This window comes from Butyricimonas sp. RTP31003st1_G1_RTP31003_210430 (assembly GCF_040920905.1).
GTDB lineage: Bacteria > Bacteroidota > Bacteroidia > Bacteroidales > Marinifilaceae > Butyricimonas > Butyricimonas paravirosa.
The window spans coordinates 40485-62468 of the sequence record NZ_JBCOSQ010000028.1 but is presented as its reverse complement, the minus strand read 5'-3'; the positions used below and the strand labels follow the sequence as shown (position 1 = coordinate 62468).

Below are 21984 nucleotides of genomic sequence, written 5' to 3'. Positions count from 1 at the left end.
CTGTGTACCGAGGAAAACCAGATCGTGTTGGAGAGTATGACTTTCCCCGAGCCGGTGATCGGTATCGCTGTTGAGCCGCTTACACAGAAAGATACTGATAAGTTAGGTATGGCTTTGGCTAAATTGGCTGAAGAAGACCCGACTTTCCGCGTAAAAACGGATGAAGATTCAGGCCAGACTGTCATTAGCGGTATGGGTGAGCTTCACTTGGATATTATCCTTGACCGTCTGAGACGTGAATTCAAGGTTGAATGTAACCAAGGTGCTCCTCAGGTGGCTTACAAAGAGGCTATCAACGGAACCGTTGAACACCGTCACGTGTTCAAGAAACAAACCGGAGGTCGTGGTAAATTCGCTGACATCATCTTTAGAATGGAGCCGGCTGAAGAAGGCAAAGAAGGTTTGACTTTCGTGAACGAGGTGAAAGGTGGTAATATTCCGAAGGAGTTTATCCCTTCTGTAGAGAAAGGATTCAAAGATGCGATGGCTAATGGTGTTTTGGCCGGTTATGAACTTGTTAGCTTGAAGATTACTTTGCTCGACGGTTCATTCCACCCGGTTGACTCTGATGCGTTGTCTTTCGAAATGGCCGCTAAGATCGGTTACAAGGAGGCAGCTCAAAAGGCTAAACCCGTATTGTTGGAGCCGATCATGAAACTTGAGGTGGTAACCCCGGAAGAGTACATGGGAGATATTATCGGTGACTTGAACCGTCGTCGCGGACAGGTTGAAGGAATGGAATCAAGAGCCGGGGCTCGCGTGATCGAGGCTAAAGTGCCGCTAGCAGAGCAATTCGGTTACGTGACCGTTTTGAGAACTTTGTCTTCCGGTCGTGCAAGTTCATCCATGGAATTCTCTCACTACGCTGAAGTTCCGAAGGGAATTGCCAAAGAAGTGGTAGAGAAAAATAACGGTAGAGTAGAACTATTATAAGAATTTTAGATTGCTGATTTACGATTCGAGAGTGATCGAGAATCGTAAATCTTAAATCATAAATCATAATTAAAAACATGAGCCAAAAAATCAGAATTAAGTTGAAATCTTACGATCACAACTTGGTTGACAAGTCTGCAGAGAAGATTGTAAAGACAGTGAAGGCTACCGGAGCAGTGGTAAGTGGTCCGATTCCACTTCCTACTCACAAGGGAATTTTTACTGTAAACCGCTCTACGTTCGTGAACAAAAAGAGCCGCGAGCAATTCTTGGTATGCACATTCAAAAGATTAATCGACATCTACAGTTCAACTGCAGGTACGATTGACGCCTTGATGAAACTTGAATTACCGAGTGGTGTTGAAGTAGAGATTAAAGTTTGATAACGGCGAAAACCTATGTCGTTATTAAGAGATTGAAAACCTATTTTTAAAAAGAGAAAAAAGAGATGCCAGGTTTAATTGGAAAAAAAGTCGGAATGACTTCCGTATTCAGTGCCGAGGGAAAAAGTATTCCATGCACTGTGATTGAGGCCGGTCCATGTGTTGTAACCCAAGTAAAGACTATTGAGAAAGATGGTTACACAGCAATTCAGTTGGGTTTTGATGACAAAAAAGAGAAAAACACAACCAAACCGCTAAGTGGACACTTTAAAAAGGCAGGCACAACTCCGAAAAGAAAACTCGTGGAATTTTCAGGGTATGATGTCGAGTACAAGTTAGGTGATGTAATTGACGTGAACTTGTTCGAAGGAACAGAGTACGTTGATGTAGTCGGGACTAGTAAAGGAAAAGGTTTCCAAGGTGTTGTGAAACGCCATGGATTTGCCGGAGTAGGAGAGGCTACTCACGGTCAGCACAACCGTCAAAGAAAACCGGGATCTATCGGTGCTTGTTCTACACCGTCACGCGTGTTCAAAGGAATGCGTATGGGTGGACAAACAGGTGGTGACAGAATAACGGTTCAGAACTTGGAAGTGCTGAAAGTGATACCTGAAAATAATTTGTTATTGGTGAAGGGTTCTATCCCCGGAGCTAAAGGTTCATACGTAATTATCGAGAAGTAATGGAGTTAAGTGTATTAAACATTGCCGGACAAGAGACAGGCAGGAAGGTAGAGTTAAACGACGCTATCTTCGGGATTCAGCCTAACGAGCACGCTATTTATCTTGATGTAAAGCAGTTTTTAGCGAACAACCGCCAAGGGACCCACAAGTCAAAACAAAGAAATGAAATTTCCGGTAGTACCCGCAAGCTGAAAAAGCAAAAAGGTACCGGTGGCGCCCGTGCAGGTGGTATCAAGAACCCTCTGTTTAGAGGAGGGGGTAGAGTGTTTGGACCCGTACCAAGAGATTATAGCTTCAAATTGAACAAGAAGCTGAAAAGATTGGCCCGTAAATCAGCATTATCTGTAAAAGCCGCTTCTAACGCGGTAACTATTGTTGAGGATCTCAACTTTGAGGCACCGAAAACAAAACAGATGATTCAGCTGTTTAACAACCTGAAATTAGATAACCGTAACATCCTGTTGGTTACAAATGACATGAACGAGAATGTTTTATTGTCAGCTCGTAACTTGCAATATGTGGATGTGATGAGAGTTAGCGATCTTGCAACTTACAATATCATGAGAGCTAAGAGTCTCGTGTTCGTTGAAAGTTCAGTGCAGGGCCTAAATGAAATGTTCAATCTTAATGAAGAGTAAGACATGCAAGTAATTGTGAAGCCCATTTTGTCAGAGAAAATGACTGCATTGACTGACAAGCAGAACAGAGTAGCATTCGTTGTTAGCAAAGCAGCGAATAAATTTGAGATTAAGAGAGCAGTTGAAACGATGTATAGCGTGACCGTGAAATCTGTGAACACGATGGTGTACCAAGGAGATGCTAAATCTCGTTACACGAAAGCAGGTGTTATTTCCGGAAGAACCGCTTCCTTCAAGAAAGCAATTGTGACCTTAGCAGAAGGTGATAGTATTGATTTTTTTAGCAATATTTAATTAAGATGGCTGTAAGAAAATTAAACCCTGTAACTCCTGGTCAGAGACATAAGGTAGCGATTACCTTTGATCAGTTGACTACAGATAGACCTGAGAAATCATTGTTAGGACCAAAGAGTAAAACTGGTGGACGTAACAACACCGGTAAAATGACAATGAGATATATAGGTGGTGGTCATAAACAAAGATACAGAATAATAGATTTCAAACGCGACAAGGATAATGTTCCGGCTCGTGTTGCAACGATCGAGTACGATCCCAATCGTACGGCGAGAATTGCTCTATTAGTGTATGCAGATGGAGAAAAACGTTACATCGTGGCACCGAACGGTTTGGAAGTTGGTCAAACCGTGATGAGTGGTGCAGGTGTTGCTCCGGAAGTTGGAAATGCATTGTTCTTATCTGAAATCCCATTAGGTACAATCATTCATAACATCGAGTTAAGACCGCAACAAGGAGCCGTGATGGCTCGTAGCGCCGGTTCTTACGCTCAGTTAGTAGCAAGAGAAGGGAAATACGCTTCAATCAAGTTACCTTCTGGTGAAGTCCGTATGGTGCTGTTAACCTGTCGTGCAACTGTTGGTACGGTGTCAAACTCCGACCACGCGCTGGAACGTTCAGGTAAAGCAGGTCGTACTCGCTGGTTAGGCCGCAGACCTCGCGTGAGAGGTGTCGTAATGAACCCGGTTGATCACCCGATGGGTGGTGGTGAAGGCCGCGCTTCAGGAGGACATCCTCGTTCAAGAAAAGGCTTGTTGGCTAAGGGTTACAAGACTAGAGCTCCTAAGAAACACTCTAGCAAGTATATCATAGAAAGAAGGAAAAAATAACTGATTAATTATTGATGTTATGAGTCGTTCGTTAAAAAAAGGCCCTTTTATTGATTTCAAGTTAGAGAGAAAAGTATTGGTAATGAATGAGTCCAATAAGAAATCGGTTGTTAAAACCTGGGCTCGTCGTTCCATGATCTCTCCGGACTTCGTAGGGCACACTATCGCTGTACACAACGGTAATAAATTTATCCCGGTATTCGTGACTGAAAATATGGTAGGTCATAAATTGGGGGAATTCGCGCCGACACGTACATTTAGAGGCCATGCTGATAAAAAGAAAAAATAATGCATGGTAAAGTTGAACTAAAGAAGATGTATTAAAATGGGTGCAAGAAAAAGATTAAGAGCAAATCAGAATAAAGAAGCCAAAAAAGAGAAGGCTTTTGCAATTCTTCGCGATTGTCCTACATCTCCTCAAAAAATGAGATTGGTGGCAGACTTGATCCGCGGAGTAGATGTACAGAAAGCTTTGGATATGCTTAAATTTTGTCCTAAAGAAGCTGCTCGTAGAGTTGAAAAGTTGTTGCTTTCAGCAATTGCTAACTGGGAACAAAAGAACGAGGGTAAACGTGTTGACGAAGCCTCCTTGTTCGTGCAGGAAATTTTCGTTGACGGTGCAGGTATGTTGAAAAGACTTAGACCGGCCCCGCAAGGAAGAGCTCACCGGATTCGTAAACGTTCAAATCACGTGACGATCGTGTTGGGAAGCAAGACAGCTGTTGAAAACATTACAAAAGAATAGTTAGCATGGGACAGAAAGTTAATCCAATAAGCAATAGATTAGGAATCATCAGAGGATGGGATTCTAACTGGTTTGGCGGTAAGAACTATGGCGATAAATTGGTGGAAGATTACAAGATCAGAAAGTATCTGAACGCCCGTCTCGCTAAAGCAGGAATCGCTAAGATTGTTATCGAGAGAACCCTGAAGCTAATCACGATCACGATCAACACCGCTCGTCCGGGTATTATTATCGGTAAAGGCGGACAGGAAGTTGATAAGTTGAAAGAGGAGCTGAAGAAGATCACCGATAAGGAAGTTCAAATTAATATCTTCGAGATCAAACGTCCTGAATTGGATGCCGTGATCGTGGGTAATAATATAGCTCGTCAGCTGGAAGGTCGTGTGGCTTACCGTAGAGCAATCAAGATGGCTATCGCTTCTACCATGAGAATGGGTGCAGAAGGTATCAAGATCTTGATTTCCGGTCGTTTGAACGGTGCTGAAATGGCAAGAGCCGAGATCTACAAAGAAGGTAGAATTCCATTGCACACGTTCCGTGCTGATATTGATTACGCTCAGGCCGAGGCATTGACGACCTATGGTCAGTTGGGTATTAAAGTTTGGATTTGCAAGGGAGAAGTTTACGGAAAACGTGAGCTGGTTCCGAATGCGTTGGTTGGCGCTCAGAAAGAGAACAACAACCGTCCGAACAATGCCGGCAAAAAAGGCGGTTTCAAAAAGAGAAAAAAATAGTCTTTTAACTTTTAAATAGATCAAGAGCTATGTTACAGCCAAAAAGGACTAAATACAGAAGATCGCAGAAAGGGAGAATGAGAGGGAATGCCCAAAGAGGACATGAACTTGCATTTGGATCTTTCGGGATCAAGGCGTTGGAGAACATGTGGATCGAACAACGCCAGATTGAGGCAGCCCGTGTTGCAGTAACCCGTTACATGCAAAGACAGGGTCAGATATGGATTCGTATATTTCCAGATAAACCTATTACTAAGAAACCCGCTGAGGTTCGTATGGGTAAGGGTAAGGGATCTCCAGAAGGATTCGTTGCTCCTGTTACTCCGGGTCGTATTCTTTTCGAAGCAGATGGAGTTCCGTATGCAATCGCTAAGGAGGCATTGCGCCTGGCAGCACAAAAGCTACCCATCGCTACTAAGTTCGTGGTTAGACGTGATTACACTGAGTAGTCGTGAGACTATTTTGAATTTCGAAACGAAAAATTGTAAGAGAAATGAAAACATCAGAGATTAAAGATTTAACCACTGAAGAGATAAGAGAAAAGATCGAGACAGAAAAAGCTGCCTTGACCAAGATGAAGATGAACCATGCTGTTTCTCCACTTGAGAACCCGATGTTAATCCGGACGACAAGAAGAAACATCGCTAGATTGATGACGGAGTTACGCAAACGTGAATTAAATAAGTAGTAGAAAAATGGAAAGAAATCTTAGAAAAGAGCGTACCGGTCTTGTGGTAAGCAACAAGATGGACAAATCTATCACGGTTGCCGTTCATTTTAAGGAGAAACACCCGATTTACGGGAAGTTCGTCAACAAGACCAAGAAGTTCACTGCTCACGATGAGAAAAACGAATGTAACATCGGGGATACAGTGAGAATTATGGAGACCCGTCCTTTGAGTAAAACCAAGAGATGGAGATTAGTTGAAATCATTGAAAGAGCTAAGTAATCATGATACAACAAGAGAGTAGATTGACCGTAGCCGACAACAGCGGCGCTAGAGAAGTGCTTTGTATCCGTGTTCTTGGTGGTACCAAGAAAAGATATGCACGCGTGGGCGATAAAATCGTTGTTGCCGTGAAGAATGCCATCCCGAACGGTGACGTAAAAAAAGGTTCAGTTAGTAAGGCAGTGGTAGTTCGTGTAAGTAAAGAGTACAGACGTCCGGACGGATCTTATATCCGCTTTGATGACAATGCTTGCGTGTTATTGAACAACGCGGGTGAAATGAGAGGAACTCGTATCTTCGGACCTGTTGCCAGAGAAGTTCGTGAGGGTTATACCAAGATTGTGTCATTAGCCCCCGAAGTACTTTAAGATTTTAGATTTATGATTTTGGATTTTAGATTGCATAATCGAATTTCTTGAATCATAAGTCGTAAATCATAAATCATAAATAATTTATACGATGAGCAAGAAGTTTCATATAAAGAAAGGTGACTTAGTTCAGGTAAATGCAGGAGAAGACAGAGGAAAGCAGGGAAAAGTACTTGAAATGATTCCGGACAAGCAAAGAGCTATTGTTGAGGGTATCAACCTGGTAAGCAAACATACCAAACCCAACGCAACTCACCCGCAAGGAGGAATTATCAAGAAGGAAGCTCCTATTCACATTTCCAACTTGAACGTAGTTGATCCGGTTACGGGAAAACCGACAAAGGTAGGACGTAGACGGAATGCCGAAGGAAAATTAGTAAGATACGCTAAGAAATCCGGACAGGAATTGAAATAGTAAAATAAATAATTGCAGGTTGTCCCAGAGCAACTTGCAATTATTAATTTAAATTTGTAGCTTTGCAGCCGCAAATTTAATGTAATATGCCGTGAGGCATGATAACTAAATAATTATAAATGAAATACGTACCAAATTACAAAACAAAGTATAACGAAGAAATTGTACCGACTTTGATGAAGGAGTTCGGATACAAGTCAGTTATGCAGGCACCCAGATTGGAGAAGATAGTAATCAATCAGGGCGTGGGATCATCCATCCAGGATAAGAAAATCCTTGAGTTTTCAATGAACGAGATTGCAACCATTACCGGCCAGAAGCCTGTTGCTTGTAAATCTACCAAGGACGTTTCTAACTTTAAATTACGTAAAGGAATGCCGATTGGCGTTAGAGTAACCTTGCGTAAAGAACGTATGTATGAATTTTTAGAAAGACTTATTGTTTCCGCACTTCCGCGTATCCGCGACTTCAAAGGAATCAACAATAAGCTTGATGGAAGAGGAAATTACACATTAGGAATAGAAGAGCAGATCATTTTCCCGGAAATCGTGTTGGACAGTGTTCACAAGATCATGGGTATGAATGTAACGTTTGTAACTTCGGCTAATACCGACGAAGAGGCTTTTGCTCTTCTAAGAGAATTTGGATTACCATTTAAAAAGAACTAAAAAAAAGCGAAATGGCAAAAGAATCAATGAAGGCCCGTGAGGTAAAGCGTGCAAAATTGGTAGAAAAGTACGCCGCGAAACGAGCTAAATTAAAAGAGGAAGGAGACTATATTGGATTAAGCCTTCTGCCTAAGAATTCAAGTCGCGTTCGTTTGCACAATAGATGCAAATTGACGGGAAGACCGAGAGGGTACATGAGACAATTTGGTATAAGCAGAATTCAATTCCGCGAAATGGCATCTGCCGGACTTATACCTGGAGTTAAAAAGGCTAGTTGGTAATATTTAAAATTTGAAGAGATGACAGATCCAATAGCAGATTTCCTGACTCGTATTAGGAACGCAGTAAAAGCAGGTCATAAAGTTGTGGATATCCCCGGGTCAAAAATGAAACGGGAAATGACCAAAATCTTAAAAGAAAAAGGATATATCCTGAATTATAAATTCGAGCAAGATGGTGTTAGAAGCAACATTAAAATTGCTTTGAAATATCATCCTGAAACGAAGGCTCCCGCCATTAGGACATTGACACGTGTTTCAAAACCGGGTCTGAGACGTTACACGAACGTAGAGGATATGCCTCGCGTGTTAAACGGATTAGGTATCGCGATTTTGTCAACGTCATTAGGCGTAATGTCTGATAAAGAAGCTCGCCAAAAGAATGTTGGTGGAGAAGTATTGTGTTATGTTTATTAATAAAAAGGGCGGAAAATGTCACGAATAGGAAAATTACCAATAGATATACCACAAGGGGTTACAGTTACTGTAAATCCTGATAACACGGTCGTAGTTAAAGGTCCTAAGGGAGAACTTTCTCAGGACGTACACGCAGATATGATCGTGAAAGTGGAAGGAGCTCACGTTGTTGTAGAGCGTCCGTCAGAAGATAAAGCTCATAAAGCCATGCACGGTTTATATCGTTCCTTGATTCACAACATGGTTGTAGGTGTTTCTGAAGGTTACACGATCAAACAAGAGTTGGTCGGAGTAGGTTACAGAGCAAATGCTGAAGGTCAGGTTCTTGAATTGGGATTAGGTTATTCACACGGAATCTTCATGGTGTTACCGAACGAAGTGAAAGTAAGTGTGCTTAATGAAAAACGTGCTAACCCGATTATCACGCTGGAAAGCTGCGATAAACAATTGATCGGTCAGGTAGCGGCTAAGATTCGTTCATTCCGTAAACCGGAGCCGTATAAAGGTAAAGGTATTAAATTTGTGGGTGAAGTTCTTCGTCGTAAGGCTGGTAAATCAGCTAAAGTTTAATCACCTGTAAAAAAGTAATGTTATGGCTTTAACTAAGGTAGAAAGAAGAATAAGAATAAAGAGAAGAATACGTAAAGTAATCTTCGGAACAGCTGAGAGACCTCGTTTGTCCGTATATCGTTCAAACACGCAAATTTCTGCTCAGTTGATTGATGATAATGCCGGGAAAACTCTGGTATCAGCATCTTCTTTATGCAAGGAGATCGCTGAAAAGAAAGGTAACAAGACAGAACAGGCCCAATTGTTGGGTGCCATGCTTGCTGAAAAGGCAAAAGCAGCCGGGATTACCGCTGTTGTGTTTGACAGAAACGGGTATTTATATCACGGAAGAGTGAAAGCATTAGCAGATGCAGCTCGTAACGGTGGTCTTAATTTTTAAAAGTAGGCAAGAATGGAACAGAAGATTAATAGTGCAGACTTGGAATTGAAAGACAGATTGGTGGCTATCAACCGTGTAACGAAAGTTACCAAGGGAGGTAGAACATTCAGTTTCTCTGCTATCGTGGTTGTAGGCGACGAAAACGGTACCGTGGGTTACGGGTTAGGTAAAGCTAACGAGGTAACTACTGCTATTGCAAAAGGCGTTGAGGCTGCGAAGAAAAATTTGATTAAAGTACCTGTATTGAAAGGAACTCTTCCTCACGAGCAAGAGGCTAAATATAGTGGTGCAACTGTATTCATGCGTCCCGCTTCTTCCGGTACCGGGCTGGTTGCCGGAGGTGCTATGCGTGCCGTGTTGGAAAGTGCAGGAGTGAAAGACGTGTTGGCAAAATCTAAAGGATCATCCAACCCTCACAACTTGGTAAAAGCAACTTTTGCTGCTTTGAAGTTATTGAGAGATCCTCGTATGATTGCACAACAGAGAGGAATTAGTCTTGACAAAGTGTTTAACGGATAAACTGGAAGTAACGATGGCAAAGATTAAAATTACATTGGTAAGAAGTAGAATTGGTAGTGATAAACGTCAAATTGCTACTTTGAACGCACTGGGCCTCGGAAAAGTGAACAGCAGTGTTGAACACGAAACTTCACCGCAAATCATGGGAATGGTTGCTAAAGTGCAACATCTCGTGCGCGTGGAGGAAGTAAAGTAATTGTTAAACCTATTTTAAAGAGTATACAATGGATTTAAGTAGCTTAAAACCGGCTGCCGGATCAACTCACAGAGAAAAGAGAATTGGTCGTGGTCAAGGTTCCGGAAAAGGAGGTACTTCTACAAGAGGGCACAAGGGAGCCAAATCAAGATCAGGTTATAAATCTAAGATTGGTTTTGAAGGTGGGCAGATGCCTTTGCAGAGACGTGTACCGAAATTTGGCTTTAAAAATATAAACAGAGTAGAATATAAAGCTATCAATGTAGGGATGCTTCAGGCTCTGGCTGAAAGAGATAATCTTACCGTGATCGACCGGGATGTATTGATTCAAGCCGGGTTAATGTCTAAGAACGATCTTCTTAAGGTATTAGGTGACGGAGCGTTAACTGCTAAGCTTGAGGTGAAAGCTGATGCTTTCTCCGCTAAAGCGGTAGCCGCTATCGAGGCTGTTGGCGGAACAGTAGTTAAATTGTAAGATTAAAAATTTGGGAGTTTAAAGTTGTTTTTAAAATAGAATTACTATTTTTGAAGCAACTTTAACAAAATCCCAAATCAATGCCTTAAAAGAAAGAACTTATGAAGTTATTTGATACATTAAAGAACATTTGGAAAATAGAAGAGCTCAAGACTAGGATTCTTACTACGCTTGGGCTTATTCTCGTTTACAGGTTAGGAACAGAGATCGTACTGCCGGGTATCGACCCTCATGGTTTGCAGGCTCTGAAAGATCAGACATCCAGCGGAGTATTAGGCTTGTTGGATATGTTCTCAGGAGGTGCATTCTCGAACGCGTCGGTATTTGCGTTAGGTATTATGCCCTACATCTCCGCGTCCATCGTTGTGCAGTTATTGGGAATTGCGGTTCCTTATTTCCAGCGCTTACAGAAGGAAGGCGAGAGCGGTAGACGTAAGATTAACCAGATTACGCGGTACCTCACATTAGTTATCCTGGTATTACAAGGTTCGGCGTATCTTACAAACTTGAAAGCTCAGGTACCGGCAGAGGCTTTTGTATCTACTGGTTTTTGGCAATTCCAGCTCCCTTCCATCGTGATCATGGCTGCAGGTTCAATGTTTGTCCTGTGGTTGGGAGAGAGAATTACTGATAAGGGAATCGGTAACGGTGTGTCCATTATCATCATGATCGGTATCATCGCTCGTTTACCATTCGCTTTCATTGCAGAGTTAACTTCCAGAGTTTCTCAACAAGGAGGAGGTTTGGTAGCGTTCTTGATCGAGTTGATCATATTATTCCTGGTATTCTGTGGGTCAATCCTGCTTGTGCAGGGAACACGTAAAGTGCCTGTACAGTATGCCAAGAGAATCGTGGGTAACAAACAATACGGTGGCGTTCGTCAATACATTCCGTTGAAGATCAATGCGGCCGGGGTTATGCCTATCATCTTCGCTCAGGCTATCATGTTATTGCCTATTTCTTTGATTAACTATGCAAATTCGGAATCATTATCCGGTTTTGCTGCAGCGTTTTCAAACTTCACTGGATTCTGGTATAACTTCACGTTCTTTATCATGATTGTCGCGTTTACTTATTTCTACACGGCTATCACGGTGAATCCGATGCAAATGTCTGAGGATATGAAGAAGAACGGTGGATTTATTCCGGGAGTAAAACCGGGAAGAAAAACGATGGAGTTTCTCGATACCATTATGTCTAGAATCACACTTCCTGGATCTATATTCCTGGGAATTGTAGCAATTCTTCCGGCTTTCGCCCAGATCTCGGGTGTTAACCACCAGTTTGCTCAGTTCTATGGAGGTACGTCTTTGTTGATTTTGGTTGGTGTAGTGTTAGATACATTACAACAAATCGAATCACACTTGTTGATGCGTCACTATGACGGGTTGATGAAATCGGGACGTATTAAAGGTAAAAATCCTGGAGGACCTGCTGCATATTAAGAAATAAATTGTACTTTTGCGGCATGATTTTTTTAAAGACACAGGAGGAGATTGAGTTATTGCGGGAAAGCAACCAATTAGTAGGAAAGACTCTGGGTGAGGTGTCCAAACACATTCGCCCGGGTATTTCGACTTTAGAGTTGGATAAGATCGCTGAGGATTTTATTCGTTCGAATGGTGGCATTCCCGGATTTCTTGGGTATGGAGGGTTCCCAAACACGCTTTGTATTTCAGTGAATGACGAAGTGGTTCATGGGATTCCGTCCTCTCGTCGTTTAGAGGAAGGTGATGTCGTATCCGTTGATTGCGGGGTTGTGAAGAATGGTTTTTATGGGGATAGCGCCTATACTTTTGCTGTCGGGGAGATTAGTGATGAAGTGAAAAAGCTTTTACAAGTGACAAAAGATAGCTTGTACAAAGGGATAGAACAGGCTGTTGCGGGAATGAGGATAGGAGATATTGGTTATGCCGTGCAGTCGTATGCCGAAGCGAATGGATTCTCTGTTGTCAGGGAACTAGTCGGTCATGGCGTGGGAAAGAACTTGCATGAAGAGCCTCAGGTGCCGAACTACGGACGAAGAGGACAGGGATGCAAATTGAAGATCGGAATGGTGATCGCTATTGAGCCCATGATTAATATGGGAGCCCGTAACGTTTTCCAGATGGCAGACGGATGGACAATAAAGACAAGAGATCATCTGCCCGCCGCACATTTCGAGCATACGTTGGCTATCAGAAAAGGTGAAGCTGATATTTTGTCAACATTTGAATATATAGAGACAGGAAATTGTAAAAATTGAATTATGGCGAAACAGCCTTCGATAGAGCAAGATGGAGTAATAACGGAAGCATTGTCAAATGCTATGTTTCGTGTTGAACTGGAAAACGGGCATATTATAACAGCCCACATTTCGGGAAAGATGCGAATGCACTATATAAAGATACTTCCGGGAGATAGAGTGAGAGTGGATATGTCCCCTTACGATCTCACGAAAGGTAGGATAACATTTAGATATAAAAATTAAATTGTTGAGCAATGAAGGTAAGAGCATCTGTTAAGAAGCGTAGTGCTGATTGCAAGATTGTAAGAAGAAAAGGCGTTTTGTACGTCATTTGCAAAAAGAACCCGAAGTTCAAACAACGTCAGGGTTGATTATTAATTTAGTAAAAAGAGTAAAAGAGATTTATGGCAAGAATCGTTGGTGTAGATTTGCCCTCAAACAAGAGAGGGGAGATAGCTCTGACCTATATCTTTGGTATAGGTAGAAGTAGTGCCAGGACCATATTAGAAAAGGCCGGCATCGATTTTGACACTAAGGTAAAGGATTGGAATGACGATCAACTAGCTGCTGTACGTAATGTCATCAATGGTGGGTACAAAGTAGAAGGAGAGTTGAGAACTTCAGTCCAAATGAACATCAAACGACTGATGGATATCGGTTGTTACAGAGGAATCAGACATCGTATCGGTCTTCCGGTAAGAGGACAAAGTACGAAGAACAATGCCCGTACGAGAAAGGGTAAAAAGAAAACTGTTGCTAACAAGAAGAAAGCAACTAAATAATTGATTAGAGATTGAATTATGGCAAAGAAGTCTACATCAAACAAGAAACGGCTAGTTAAAGTTGAAGCCGTGGGACAAGCACACGTTCACTCCTCTTTTAATAACATCATTATCTCGTTGACTAATTCAAGTGGACAAGTCATCTCTTGGTCATCAGCAGGTAAGATGGGATTTAGAGGATCAAAGAAAAACACCCCTTATGCAGCCCAGACAGCAGCTACCGATTGTGGTAAAGTTGCTTTCGATTTGGGAATGAGAAAAGTTAAGGTATATGTCAAAGGACCGGGTAACGGTAGAGAATCAGCAATTCGTGCTATCCACGCTTGCGGAATCGAAGTTGCCGAGATCATTGATGTTACGCCACTTCCGCACAATGGATGTCGTCCTCCCAAACGGAGAAGAGTCTAATGTAATTTTAAATTGTAAATTGTAAATTGTAAAATTTGAGGTTCGAACGATTTGAAGAATCGCGACAATTTAAAATTTAAAATCTAAAATTTAAAATCATAATAAAATGGCTAGATATACAGGACCTAAGTCTAAGATAGCAAGAAAATTTGGTGAGCCCATTTTTGGACCGGATAAAGCGTTAGAACATCGTAATTACCCTCCCGGACAACACGGTATTGCTCATCGTAGAAAGAAAATCTCTGAGTACGGTACTCAGTTGAAAGAAAAACAAAAAGCAAAATATACTTACGGTTTGTTGGAAAGACAATTCCGTATCTTATTCGAGAGAGCTGAAAGTAGTAAGGGAGTAACCGGTGAGGTATTACTTCAATTGTTGGAATGTCGTTTGGATAACGTGGTTTATCGTTTAGGAATCGCTCCTACCCGTGCGGCTGCCCGTCAGTTTGTTTCTCACAGACACATCACTATTAACGGTCACGTATGTAACATTCCTTCATGTCACGTTCGTCCGGGAGATGTTGTTGCTGTAAGAGAGAAATCTAAGGCACTGGAAGTGATTAACGAATCATTGAGAGGAAATAGAAGTAGCAGATACTCTTGGTTAGAGTGGGATGCTGCAGCTATGAGTGGTAAACTACTTAATGTTCCGGAAAGAGCAGATATTCCAGAGAACATTAAAGAGCAGTTAATCGTAGAGTTGTATTCTAAGTAGTAAAATAAAAATATATATGGCAATATTAGCTTTCCAGAAACCGGACAAAGTAATCATGCTTGAATCAACGGATAGATTCGGTAAATTCGAATTCCGCCCGTTGGAGCCAGGTTACGGCATCACTATTGGTAATCCACTACGCAGAATCTTGTTGTCTTCTTTGGAAGGCTTTGCGATTACCGGTATTAAAATTCAAGGTGTAGATCATGAGTTTGCGACAATCCCTGGTGTCATTGAAGATGTAACCGAGATTATCTTGAACTTGAAACAGGTTCGGTTAAAAAGAAAAGTGGAGGACGTGGAGAATGAAAAGTTGACCGTTACCGTTTCTGGACAGGAGACGTTTACTGCCGGTGATATGAATCAATTCCTGAAAGGGTTTGAGGTTTTGAACCCGGAATTGGTAATCTGCAACATGGATACTTCCACGAGCCTAGACATGGAGTTGACCATTCAAAAAGGACGCGGTTATGTTCCTGCTTCAGAGAATATGCCTGCAGATGCCGAGATTGGTGTAATTCCTATCGATGCTATTTACACGCCGATTAAAAACGTGAAATACGAGATTGAGAACTACCGTGTAGAAGGAAAAACTGACTATGAACGTTTGGTTTTCGACATCGAAACTGATGGTTCTATCAATCCCACGGATGCGTTGAAAGAGGCTGCTAAAATCTTGATCCATCACTTCATGTTGTTCTCTGACGAGAAAATTACTCTTGAAACAGAGGATAAATATGGAAACGAAGAGTTTGATGAAGAGGTATTGCATATGCGTCAGCTGTTGAAGACGAAACTTGTGGACATGGATCTTTCCGTGCGTGCATTGAATTGTTTGAAGTCAGCTGAGGTTGAAACTTTGGGTGAGCTTGTTCAATTTAATAAGAACGACTTGTTGAAGTTTAGAAATTTCGGTAAGAAGTCTTTGACTGAGTTGGAAGCCCTTCTGGAGAACAATAACCTTGAATTCGGTATGGATGTTGCCAAGTATAAATTAGACAAAGAATAAGTAAAATGAGACATAATAAGAAAATTAACCATTTAGGTAGAACTAGTTCTCACAGACATGCTCTACTTTCTAATATGGCTTGTTCTTTGATTCTTCACAAGAGAATCCAAACGACACTAGCTAAAGCTAAGGCCCTAAAGGTCTATGTTGAGCCGCTTTTGACGAAAGCCAAAAACGACACGACTCACTCTAGAAGAACCGTCTTCTCTTACCTTCGTCGCAAAGAAGTTGTTGCTGAAATGTTCGGTGACGTTGCACAGAAAATTGCTAATCGTCCGGGAGGATATACCCGTATTTTGAAATTGGGTAACCGTTTGGGGGATAACGCTGAAATGTGTATGATTGAGTTGGTGGATTATAACACGACTTATACTGAAGTGAAGAAAGAAGAGGCTAAGAAAACTACTCGTCGTAGAAGACCTTCTGCTAAGAAAGAGGCTGCTCCTGCCGCTACCGAGGAAACTCAGGTGGCTGAGGCTCCTGCTACGGAAGAAGCTCCGAAAGCTGAATAAAGTATTATTCCAGATAAAAAATAACCCCGGGCAATACGTCCGGGGTTATTTTTTAGGGGAACGATTGTTTTGGCCGTAGGGAGAAAAATAAAAAAAAGGTAGGGAGAAAGCGCCAAAAGGTAGGGAGAAAATTATTTCCTTGTTATTGGAAGATCCGATGTTGAGTGCCACGACTGTTGCGACACGGATCGGGATTTCGCCGAAAGCGGTAGAAAAACATTTTGCCCGGCTCAAAGCTGACGGAATACTCCGCAGAATCGGGCCGGACAGAGGTGGACGTTGGGAAGTGATAATTAAAAATTAAAACTCTTCTTCCATCATGTTCATCTCTTCCGAAGGGCGCTGTTGCTTTTGCTTGGAAGCTTTCATGTTTCCGAAGTTATAGCTTAACGTGAAACGGAAAACCCCGCCTTTTCTCCAACTATCACTATCTTGTTTAAACCCGTTACCAGAAGTGATGCTGTGCCAACTACGGGAATTCAAAATGTCCTGCACGCTTATACTAAGGTTTATTTTCCGGTCAAAGAAAAACTTCCGGGCTCCCAGATCTAAGCGGTAACTTGCCTCCCGGTGGCCTTGAGCAATAATCTGTTTGGAGTTGTAGCTTCCGGTAGCCTGTAACGAGATGGCGTACGGTAGCATGGCATTGGCAATGATTTTACCTGTCCAGGAGAAGTTATCGTCCCGTTCTCCCGTAACCGGGGTGTCTGCTCCTGCCGGGAGGTAAGAAAAGCCTTCCAGTTCGTTATAATAGAAATTCAGGGTTGTTGTAAAGTCTAGGAATTTCAGTAGTTTGTTTTTTGCCACAATTTCGGCTCCGGCAGAAGAAGATTGTGTAATGTTAGCCGATGTGCTTTTCATGACATCTCCTTCCCGGTAACGAATACGTTGGATCACGTCGTCCGTGTTCCGGTAGTAGGTGGAGACGGATAGCGTGTGTTTTTCCCAAGTCTTGATGTAATTCAACTCGAAGGAATTGGAATATTCCGGAGAAAGGTAAGGATTTCCGAACGAGATATTGAGTGAATCGGTCATGTTCATAAACGGGTTCAATTGCCAGCCTCTGGGACGTGAAATTCGTCGGGTGTAGTTGACCTGTATTTCATGATTTTTCGGAAGACTGTACGAGAGGAACAGGCTGGGGAATAAACTGAAATAGTTGTCTTTATAAGGAATGGCCGTGGCCTCGGTTTCTCCGTACCCCAGTGATTTGGTCTCCGTGTCCGTGTATTCTCCCCGTAAGCCTAGTTGCAACCCGAAGTTATTCACTTTCGTGGAGAACGTGGCGTATAAGGCTTGGATATTTCGGTCGTAAGAGTATTTGTTATATAATAACTCGTCAAAATCGGCTGTCGTTTCCGTTTCACCGGAATAGGTTTCCACGGGACTTTTTTGGCTGCTGAGCGTACCTTTATAACCTGCCTCCAACTTACTTTCTTCCGTGAATTGGTTCACGTAGTCTGCTTGAAATTCCCAGCTTTGTGAACGGTTGTCACTTTCCTGTTTTTGCCAGGAAGAGGTTTCTTTATTTTCTGGGTAGAGGGAATGTTGTTTGTATGTACTGGTCCCGTCAGAAACCCATAAATCCCACGAAGCACGAGCCACGAGATTACTGCTTTCGCTGAATTCATGCTTGTAGTCGAGGTTGATGTTGCCCCCTTTGGAGGAGTTGTCAGAATCGCTGATACGTTCGCTACTGGTGAACGAGCCAGGGACATCGCTTTCGTAACGAATGGTGTTGTTGGAATTCCGGTTCCCGAAATGTCCGAATCCTTCAATTCCGATATGGTCGGTCTGGGTGAGGTGTAGTGTTAGACCTGCCCGAGTGAAGAGTGAACCGCCATCCCGATCGTTCCAGCCTTTCTGGTTCAAGTAGGAAACCGGATTACCTTGGTCATCCAGATTAATACGATCTGTATTATCCTTACCTTCCGATTTCCTTTGGCGGTACCCGACGTTAAGGTAAGATTCAATCTTACCACTACTGTAATTGATACTACCGCTGGCATTATACCCGCCTAAAATATCGGCCCCGACTTGGAAGCTACCGTAATATCCGGCTTTCCGGTTTTTCTTCAAAATAATGTTGATGATTCCGGAAGTCCCTTCCGGGCTGAATTTGGCCGAGGGGTTCGTGATCAATTCTATGCGCTCAATGCTTTCAGCAGGAATTTGTTCCAGTATTTGGGCTTGATTATCTGCGGACAGGCCTGATGCCTTGCCATTGATCCAGATCGTAACACTTGAGTTTCCCCGTAAAGAGATTTCTCCCTCGTTGTCTACCTCCACCGAGGGAATATTTTCAAGTAGCTCGCTGGCTGATCCTCCGGCTTGAGAAATATTGGATTCCACGTCGAAGACTTTTTTGTCGATTTCGAATCTCATTTGTGCTCGTTGGCCGACAACCTTTATCTCGTCAATCACTTGACTGTCTTCTTCCAAAAGGATGTTTTTCACGTTTACGTTTCTCGCGGTCGGTGAGATCGTGAATTCTTTTTCCACGGATTTGTAACCGATAAACGAGGCGGTGAGCGTGTAAGCCCCGTTCTTCACTCGGTTGATACGGAAAACTCCGGTTGAATCACTGACTGTTCCGGTTAACGGGGTTTGAGTTCCCGTGGCTCGGATACTCACGTTGACAAACTCTAAGGGTTTCTTCGTTTTAGCATCTATAATTCGTCCTCTGACACTTCCCGTTTGGGCAAAGGTAGATAGGGCAAACAACGTGAAGAAGATAGCTAAAACAGCTTCTTTTACTTTACTCATATACACTTTATACACAATTGAACATTCCGTCGAAGAATGGAGTGTTTTTAATTACAAACCAAATCTTCACACTATTAAGACAAATCTTTCCGAGGAAAGTTTATTGCGGGGCTAAAGTTTATGACAAGGAACTTTATAAACTTTATAAACCAAATCATGTGACTTTTTCAATTGTTTTACGTATCTTAGTCACAACAATTTATTTACGAACTTTTAAAGTTAAGAGGAATGTATATTACAGAAGTTATCGGAAGAGAAGTGTTGGATTCAAGAGGAAATCCGACCGTAGAAGTAGATGTTATTCTGGAATGTGGGGCGATGGGCCGTGCTGCGGTTCCGTCCGGAGCGTCCACTGGAGAACATGAAGCATTGGAATTGCGTGATGGAGACAAGAAAAGATATGGCGGTAAAGGGGTAACCAAAGCCGTGAATAATGTAAATACGGTGATTGCTGATGCCTTATTGGGAATGAATGTGACCGATCAGGTAGGGATTGACCGTGTTTTATTGGAATTGGACGGTACGCCGACCAAGAGTAATTTAGGTGCCAATGCATTATTAGGAGTGTCTTTGGCTTGTGCGAAAGCTGCTGCTAACGCATTGGAAATGCCGTTATATCGTTACATCGGTGGTGTAAACGCAAAAGTGTTACCGGTGCCGATGATGAATATTATTAACGGAGGATCTCATTCTGATGCCCCTATTGCGTTCCAGGAGTTTATGATTCGTCCGGTTGGGGCTGAATCTTTCCGTGAGGCTTTGCGCATGGGTGCGGAGGTTTTCCATAGTTTGAAGAAAGTTCTTCACGATCGCGGGTTGAGTACGGCCGTGGGTGACGAAGGTGGTTTTGCTCCCGCATTGAAAGGAACGGAAGATGCCTTGGAATCTATTATTAAAGCTATTGAGGCTGCCGGGTATAAGGCGGGTGAGGATGTGATGATCGGGTTGGATTGTGCCTCTTCTGAATTCTATAAGGATGGAGTTTACGATTATTCTAAATTTGAAGGAGCAACGGGCGCAAAGCGTTCTTCAGCCGAGCAGGTAGCTTATCTGGAGGAATTAATATCCCGTTACCCGATCGATTCTATCGAGGATGGTATGAGTGAGAACGATTGGGAAGGCTGGAAATTACTGACAGAGCGTATCGGGGACCGTTGCCAGTTAGTGGGGGATGATTTGTTCGTGACAAACGTGCAATATTTGAAGAAAGGCATTGAAATGGGATGTGCTAATTCCATTTTGATCAAGGTAAACCAGATTGGTACATTAACCGAAACATTGGATGCGATTGATATGGCTCACCGTGCCGGCTACACGTCGGTCACTTCTCATCGTTCCGGGGAGACGGAGGACGCAACTATTGCGGATATTGCGGTGGCAACCAATTCCGGACAAATTAAGACGGGATCATTAAGTCGTTCTGATCGTATGGCAAAATACAATCAATTACTTCGGATCGAGGAAGAATTAGGTGATAGTGCTCAGTTCTACGGACGGAAATTCAGCAAGTAATTGAAATTTATTTTATAGGGGAAAAGACTCTTATGACAATTGTTATAGGAGTCTTTTCTTTTTTTGAGCAGGATAACATATCCTAATTTTATAGTATATTTGTAATCCTAAAATCTTAAAAACAAATTTATGAAAAAGTATGTAGCTGAAATGATTGGTACTATGGTACTCGTGCTTATGGGATGCGGTAGTGCTGTTATTGCCGGAGCAGAAATCGGTTTTTTGGGGATTGCTTTCGCTTTTGGTTTGTCTGTGGTAGCAATGGCATATGCTATTGGTGGTATTTCCGGATGTCATATTAATCCGGCTATTACATTAGGTGTTTTCTTGACGGGGCGAATGAGCGGAAAGGATGCTGGGATGTATATGTTATTTCAGGTCATCGGTGCTTTTATCGGGTCGGCGATTCTTTACGTGATTTCTTCCGGGATGGGGTTGGAAGGAACGGGTGCAAATATGTACGGGGAAGGAAATATGGTTCCGGCTTTTGTGGCGGAGTTGGTGTTTACCTTTATCTTTATCCTTGTTGTTCTGGGGTCCACGAGTGCTAACGCTCCTGCCGGATTTGCGGGATTAGCAATTGGTCTATCTTTGGTTTTGATCCATATTGTATGTATCCCTGTGACAGGAACTTCTGTTAATCCGGCTCGAAGTATTGCTCCTGCTATTTTTGAAGGTGGTAATGCTTTAAGTCAGTTATGGTTGTTCATTATCGCTCCATTTTTAGGTGCTATCCTTGCTGCCGGAGTCTGGAAATATTTCGAATGTCAGAAATGTAAATAAATATGAAGATGGGGACTTGGTGGAGTCCCCATTTTTATTCTGATTCTTCCTCTTCTTTTTTGGGTTTACCTTCCACGATCATGACGATTTCTCCTTTTACCCCGTTTTCGGTAAAATGATCAATTAGTTCTTTCAACGTACCTCGCTGGAAATCTTCGAAAAGTTTACTGATCTCGCGAGCTACACAAGCATGTCGGTTTTCGCCGAAGAATTCAGCCATCTGTTCGAGGGCCTTTACCAGACGGAATGGTGATTCGTAAAATATCATTGTGCGTTCCTCTTCGGCAAGAGCTATAAGTTTTTTTTGACGACCTTTCTTTTGTGGCAGGAATCCTTCAAAACAAAAACGGTCGCAGGGTAGACCGGAATTGACGAGAGCGGGAACAAATGCCGTGGCTCCAGGCAGACATTCAGTTTCTATTCCTTGTTCGATACAGGTACGTACAAGTAGAAATCCCGGGTCGGAGATTCCTGGTGTCCCGGCATCACTGATTAAGGCTATGTCTTCGCCTCGTGCAATACGCTCGGCAATACGACTCACTTGCTGGTGTTCGTTGAATTTATGATGTGAGAGCAGGGGGGTGTTAATCTCGTAATGTTTTAATAGTTTCGCAGAGGTACGGGTGTCTTCGGCAAGTACAAGAGGTACTTCTTTTAGTATACGAAGCGCTCTCAGCGTGATGTCTTCAAGATTTCCAACAGGAGTTGGGATCAGATATAATTTAGCCATAATGATTGAAAATTGAAAATTGAAAATTGAAAATGAATTTCTATTTTCAATAGTTTATGGAGGCA

Annotated in this window: 34 protein-coding genes and 2 pseudogenes; 34 read left to right on the top strand and 2 right to left on the bottom strand. The window is 42.5% G+C overall.

Annotated features, from left to right (window positions below; genetic code table 11):
• The 32 genes and pseudogenes from fusA to AB5542_RS10455 all read left to right on the top strand — a co-directional run.
• Positions 1 to 933 (top strand): annotated as a pseudogene (gene fusA / locus AB5542_RS10610) (elongation factor G); the annotation flags it as partial.
• 77 nt (positions 934 to 1010) lie between these two features.
• Positions 1011 to 1316, top strand: a complete 306-nt coding sequence (gene rpsJ / locus AB5542_RS10605) for a 30S ribosomal protein S10 (RefSeq protein ID WP_009137840.1) — start codon at positions 1011 to 1013, stop codon at positions 1314 to 1316.
• 65 nt (positions 1317 to 1381) lie between these two features.
• Positions 1382 to 1999 (top strand): 50S ribosomal protein L3, encoded by a 618-nt coding sequence (rplC, locus tag AB5542_RS10600; protein WP_027201675.1) that lies wholly within the window; start codon positions 1382 to 1384, stop codon positions 1997 to 1999.
• Entirely contained in the window at positions 1999 to 2637 is a 639-nt protein-coding gene (rplD, locus tag AB5542_RS10595) for a 50S ribosomal protein L4 (protein WP_118303774.1), read from the top strand. The genes rplC and rplD overlap by 1 nt, the downstream gene beginning before the upstream one ends.
• 3 nt (positions 2638 to 2640) lie before the next feature.
• On the top strand, positions 2641 to 2931 hold the full coding sequence (gene rplW, locus AB5542_RS10590; protein WP_087421396.1) for a 50S ribosomal protein L23: 291 nt from the start codon (positions 2641 to 2643) through the stop codon (positions 2929 to 2931).
• 5 nt (positions 2932 to 2936) lie between these two features.
• Positions 2937 to 3761, top strand: a complete 825-nt coding sequence (rplB, locus tag AB5542_RS10585; protein WP_087421397.1) for a 50S ribosomal protein L2 — start codon at positions 2937 to 2939, stop codon at positions 3759 to 3761.
• A gap of 19 nt (positions 3762 to 3780) precedes the next feature.
• Positions 3781 to 4050 (top strand): 30S ribosomal protein S19, encoded by a 270-nt coding sequence (rpsS, locus tag AB5542_RS10580; RefSeq protein WP_027201671.1) that lies wholly within the window; start codon positions 3781 to 3783, stop codon positions 4048 to 4050.
• A gap of 36 nt (positions 4051 to 4086) precedes the next feature.
• Complete coding sequence (gene rplV / locus AB5542_RS10575) at positions 4087 to 4506, top strand: 50S ribosomal protein L22 (protein ID WP_027201670.1); 420 nt, start codon at positions 4087 to 4089, stop codon at positions 4504 to 4506.
• A gap of 5 nt (positions 4507 to 4511) precedes the next feature.
• Complete coding sequence (gene rpsC, locus AB5542_RS10570; protein ID WP_027201669.1) at positions 4512 to 5240, top strand: 30S ribosomal protein S3; 729 nt, start codon at positions 4512 to 4514, stop codon at positions 5238 to 5240.
• 29 nt (positions 5241 to 5269) lie between these two features.
• On the top strand, positions 5270 to 5689 hold the full coding sequence (gene rplP / locus AB5542_RS10565) for a 50S ribosomal protein L16 (protein WP_027201668.1): 420 nt from the start codon (positions 5270 to 5272) through the stop codon (positions 5687 to 5689).
• A 44-nt stretch (positions 5690 to 5733) separates the two neighbouring features.
• Positions 5734 to 5928: a 50S ribosomal protein L29 gene (gene rpmC, locus AB5542_RS10560; RefSeq protein ID WP_027201667.1), complete on the top strand. Its 195-nt coding sequence runs from the start codon at positions 5734 to 5736 to the stop codon at positions 5926 to 5928.
• A 7-nt stretch (positions 5929 to 5935) separates the two neighbouring features.
• Positions 5936 to 6190 carry a 30S ribosomal protein S17 gene (gene rpsQ / locus AB5542_RS10555; protein WP_027201666.1) on the top strand — a complete coding sequence of 85 codons (255 nt, stop codon included), beginning with the start codon at positions 5936 to 5938 and terminating at the stop codon, positions 6188 to 6190.
• 2 nt (positions 6191 to 6192) lie between these two features.
• Positions 6193 to 6558 (top strand): 50S ribosomal protein L14, encoded by a 366-nt coding sequence (gene rplN / locus AB5542_RS10550; protein WP_087421399.1) that lies wholly within the window; start codon positions 6193 to 6195, stop codon positions 6556 to 6558.
• A gap of 91 nt (positions 6559 to 6649) precedes the next feature.
• The gene (gene rplX / locus AB5542_RS10545) at positions 6650 to 6973 is read left to right on the top strand and encodes a 50S ribosomal protein L24 (RefSeq protein WP_027201664.1); all 324 of its coding nucleotides are present in this window, start codon (positions 6650 to 6652) and stop codon (positions 6971 to 6973) included.
• A gap of 119 nt (positions 6974 to 7092) precedes the next feature.
• Positions 7093 to 7641, top strand: a complete 549-nt coding sequence (gene rplE / locus AB5542_RS10540) for a 50S ribosomal protein L5 (RefSeq protein ID WP_087421400.1) — start codon at positions 7093 to 7095, stop codon at positions 7639 to 7641.
• A gap of 11 nt (positions 7642 to 7652) precedes the next feature.
• Positions 7653 to 7922: a 30S ribosomal protein S14 gene (gene rpsN, locus AB5542_RS10535; RefSeq protein ID WP_027201662.1), complete on the top strand. Its 270-nt coding sequence runs from the start codon at positions 7653 to 7655 to the stop codon at positions 7920 to 7922.
• Between the two features lie 18 nt (positions 7923 to 7940).
• On the top strand, positions 7941 to 8336 hold the full coding sequence (gene rpsH, locus AB5542_RS10530; protein WP_018337672.1) for a 30S ribosomal protein S8: 396 nt from the start codon (positions 7941 to 7943) through the stop codon (positions 8334 to 8336).
• Positions 8337 to 8351: 15 nt separating this feature from the next.
• Positions 8352 to 8906 (top strand): 50S ribosomal protein L6, encoded by a 555-nt coding sequence (gene rplF, locus AB5542_RS10525; protein ID WP_087421401.1) that lies wholly within the window; start codon positions 8352 to 8354, stop codon positions 8904 to 8906.
• Positions 8907 to 8928: 22 nt separating this feature from the next.
• Positions 8929 to 9285 carry a 50S ribosomal protein L18 gene (gene rplR, locus AB5542_RS10520; protein WP_027201660.1) on the top strand — a complete coding sequence of 119 codons (357 nt, stop codon included), beginning with the start codon at positions 8929 to 8931 and terminating at the stop codon, positions 9283 to 9285.
• A 12-nt stretch (positions 9286 to 9297) separates the two neighbouring features.
• Entirely contained in the window at positions 9298 to 9804 is a 507-nt protein-coding gene (gene rpsE, locus AB5542_RS10515) for a 30S ribosomal protein S5 (RefSeq protein WP_027201659.1), read from the top strand.
• 13 nt (positions 9805 to 9817) lie between these two features.
• Positions 9818 to 10000: a 50S ribosomal protein L30 gene (rpmD, locus tag AB5542_RS10510; RefSeq protein WP_087421402.1), complete on the top strand. Its 183-nt coding sequence runs from the start codon at positions 9818 to 9820 to the stop codon at positions 9998 to 10000.
• Positions 10001 to 10028: 28 nt separating this feature from the next.
• Positions 10029 to 10475, top strand: a complete 447-nt coding sequence (gene rplO / locus AB5542_RS10505; protein ID WP_087421403.1) for a 50S ribosomal protein L15 — start codon at positions 10029 to 10031, stop codon at positions 10473 to 10475.
• Between the two features lie 101 nt (positions 10476 to 10576).
• A complete protein-coding gene (gene secY, locus AB5542_RS10500; protein ID WP_027201656.1) occupies positions 10577 to 11920 on the top strand; it encodes a preprotein translocase subunit SecY in 1344 nt (447 codons plus the stop codon).
• A gap of 23 nt (positions 11921 to 11943) precedes the next feature.
• Positions 11944 to 12720: a type I methionyl aminopeptidase gene (map, locus tag AB5542_RS10495; protein ID WP_118303780.1), complete on the top strand. Its 777-nt coding sequence runs from the start codon at positions 11944 to 11946 to the stop codon at positions 12718 to 12720.
• Between the two features lie 3 nt (positions 12721 to 12723).
• Positions 12724 to 12945, top strand: coding sequence for a translation initiation factor IF-1 (gene infA / locus AB5542_RS10490; protein ID WP_009137817.1), 222 nt, complete (start codon positions 12724 to 12726; stop codon positions 12943 to 12945).
• 11 nt (positions 12946 to 12956) lie between these two features.
• Positions 12957 to 13073: a type B 50S ribosomal protein L36 gene (gene ykgO / locus AB5542_RS10485; RefSeq protein ID WP_072025884.1), complete on the top strand. Its 117-nt coding sequence runs from the start codon at positions 12957 to 12959 to the stop codon at positions 13071 to 13073.
• A 33-nt stretch (positions 13074 to 13106) separates the two neighbouring features.
• Positions 13107 to 13484 carry a 30S ribosomal protein S13 gene (rpsM, locus tag AB5542_RS10480; RefSeq protein ID WP_027201654.1) on the top strand — a complete coding sequence of 126 codons (378 nt, stop codon included), beginning with the start codon at positions 13107 to 13109 and terminating at the stop codon, positions 13482 to 13484.
• Between the two features lie 18 nt (positions 13485 to 13502).
• Positions 13503 to 13892 carry a 30S ribosomal protein S11 gene (rpsK, locus tag AB5542_RS10475; protein ID WP_027201653.1) on the top strand — a complete coding sequence of 130 codons (390 nt, stop codon included), beginning with the start codon at positions 13503 to 13505 and terminating at the stop codon, positions 13890 to 13892.
• Between the two features lie 106 nt (positions 13893 to 13998).
• Positions 13999 to 14607 (top strand): 30S ribosomal protein S4, encoded by a 609-nt coding sequence (rpsD, locus tag AB5542_RS10470; protein ID WP_087421405.1) that lies wholly within the window; start codon positions 13999 to 14001, stop codon positions 14605 to 14607.
• A 16-nt stretch (positions 14608 to 14623) separates the two neighbouring features.
• Positions 14624 to 15616: a DNA-directed RNA polymerase subunit alpha gene (locus tag AB5542_RS10465; RefSeq protein WP_027201651.1), complete on the top strand. Its 993-nt coding sequence runs from the start codon at positions 14624 to 14626 to the stop codon at positions 15614 to 15616.
• Positions 15617 to 15621: 5 nt separating this feature from the next.
• Positions 15622 to 16128 carry a 50S ribosomal protein L17 gene (gene rplQ / locus AB5542_RS10460; RefSeq protein ID WP_087421406.1) on the top strand — a complete coding sequence of 169 codons (507 nt, stop codon included), beginning with the start codon at positions 15622 to 15624 and terminating at the stop codon, positions 16126 to 16128.
• A 127-nt stretch (positions 16129 to 16255) separates the two neighbouring features.
• Positions 16256 to 16432 (top strand): annotated as a pseudogene (locus AB5542_RS10455) (winged helix-turn-helix transcriptional regulator); the annotation flags it as partial.
• On the opposite strand, the gene AB5542_RS10450 reads toward AB5542_RS10455, so the two are convergent.
• A complete protein-coding gene (locus tag AB5542_RS10450; protein ID WP_279036986.1) occupies positions 16429 to 18894 on the bottom strand; it encodes a TonB-dependent receptor domain-containing protein in 2466 nt (821 codons plus the stop codon). The pseudogene AB5542_RS10455 and the gene AB5542_RS10450 overlap by 4 nt on opposite strands.
• Positions 18895 to 19122: 228 nt before the next feature.
• On the opposite strand from AB5542_RS10450, the gene eno reads away from it, so the two are divergent.
• On the top strand, positions 19123 to 20406 hold the full coding sequence (eno, locus tag AB5542_RS10445; RefSeq protein ID WP_118260062.1) for a phosphopyruvate hydratase: 1284 nt from the start codon (positions 19123 to 19125) through the stop codon (positions 20404 to 20406).
• Between the two features lie 129 nt (positions 20407 to 20535).
• The gene (locus tag AB5542_RS10440) at positions 20536 to 21189 is read left to right on the top strand and encodes an MIP family channel protein (protein ID WP_027201647.1); all 654 of its coding nucleotides are present in this window, start codon (positions 20536 to 20538) and stop codon (positions 21187 to 21189) included.
• A 34-nt stretch (positions 21190 to 21223) separates the two neighbouring features.
• Here the strand turns inward: AB5542_RS10440 and rsmI are convergent, their stop codons facing one another.
• Positions 21224 to 21919, bottom strand: a complete 696-nt coding sequence (rsmI, locus tag AB5542_RS10435) for a 16S rRNA (cytidine(1402)-2'-O)-methyltransferase (protein ID WP_027201646.1) — start codon at positions 21917 to 21919, stop codon at positions 21224 to 21226.
• Positions 21920 to 21984 lie beyond the last annotated feature (65 nt).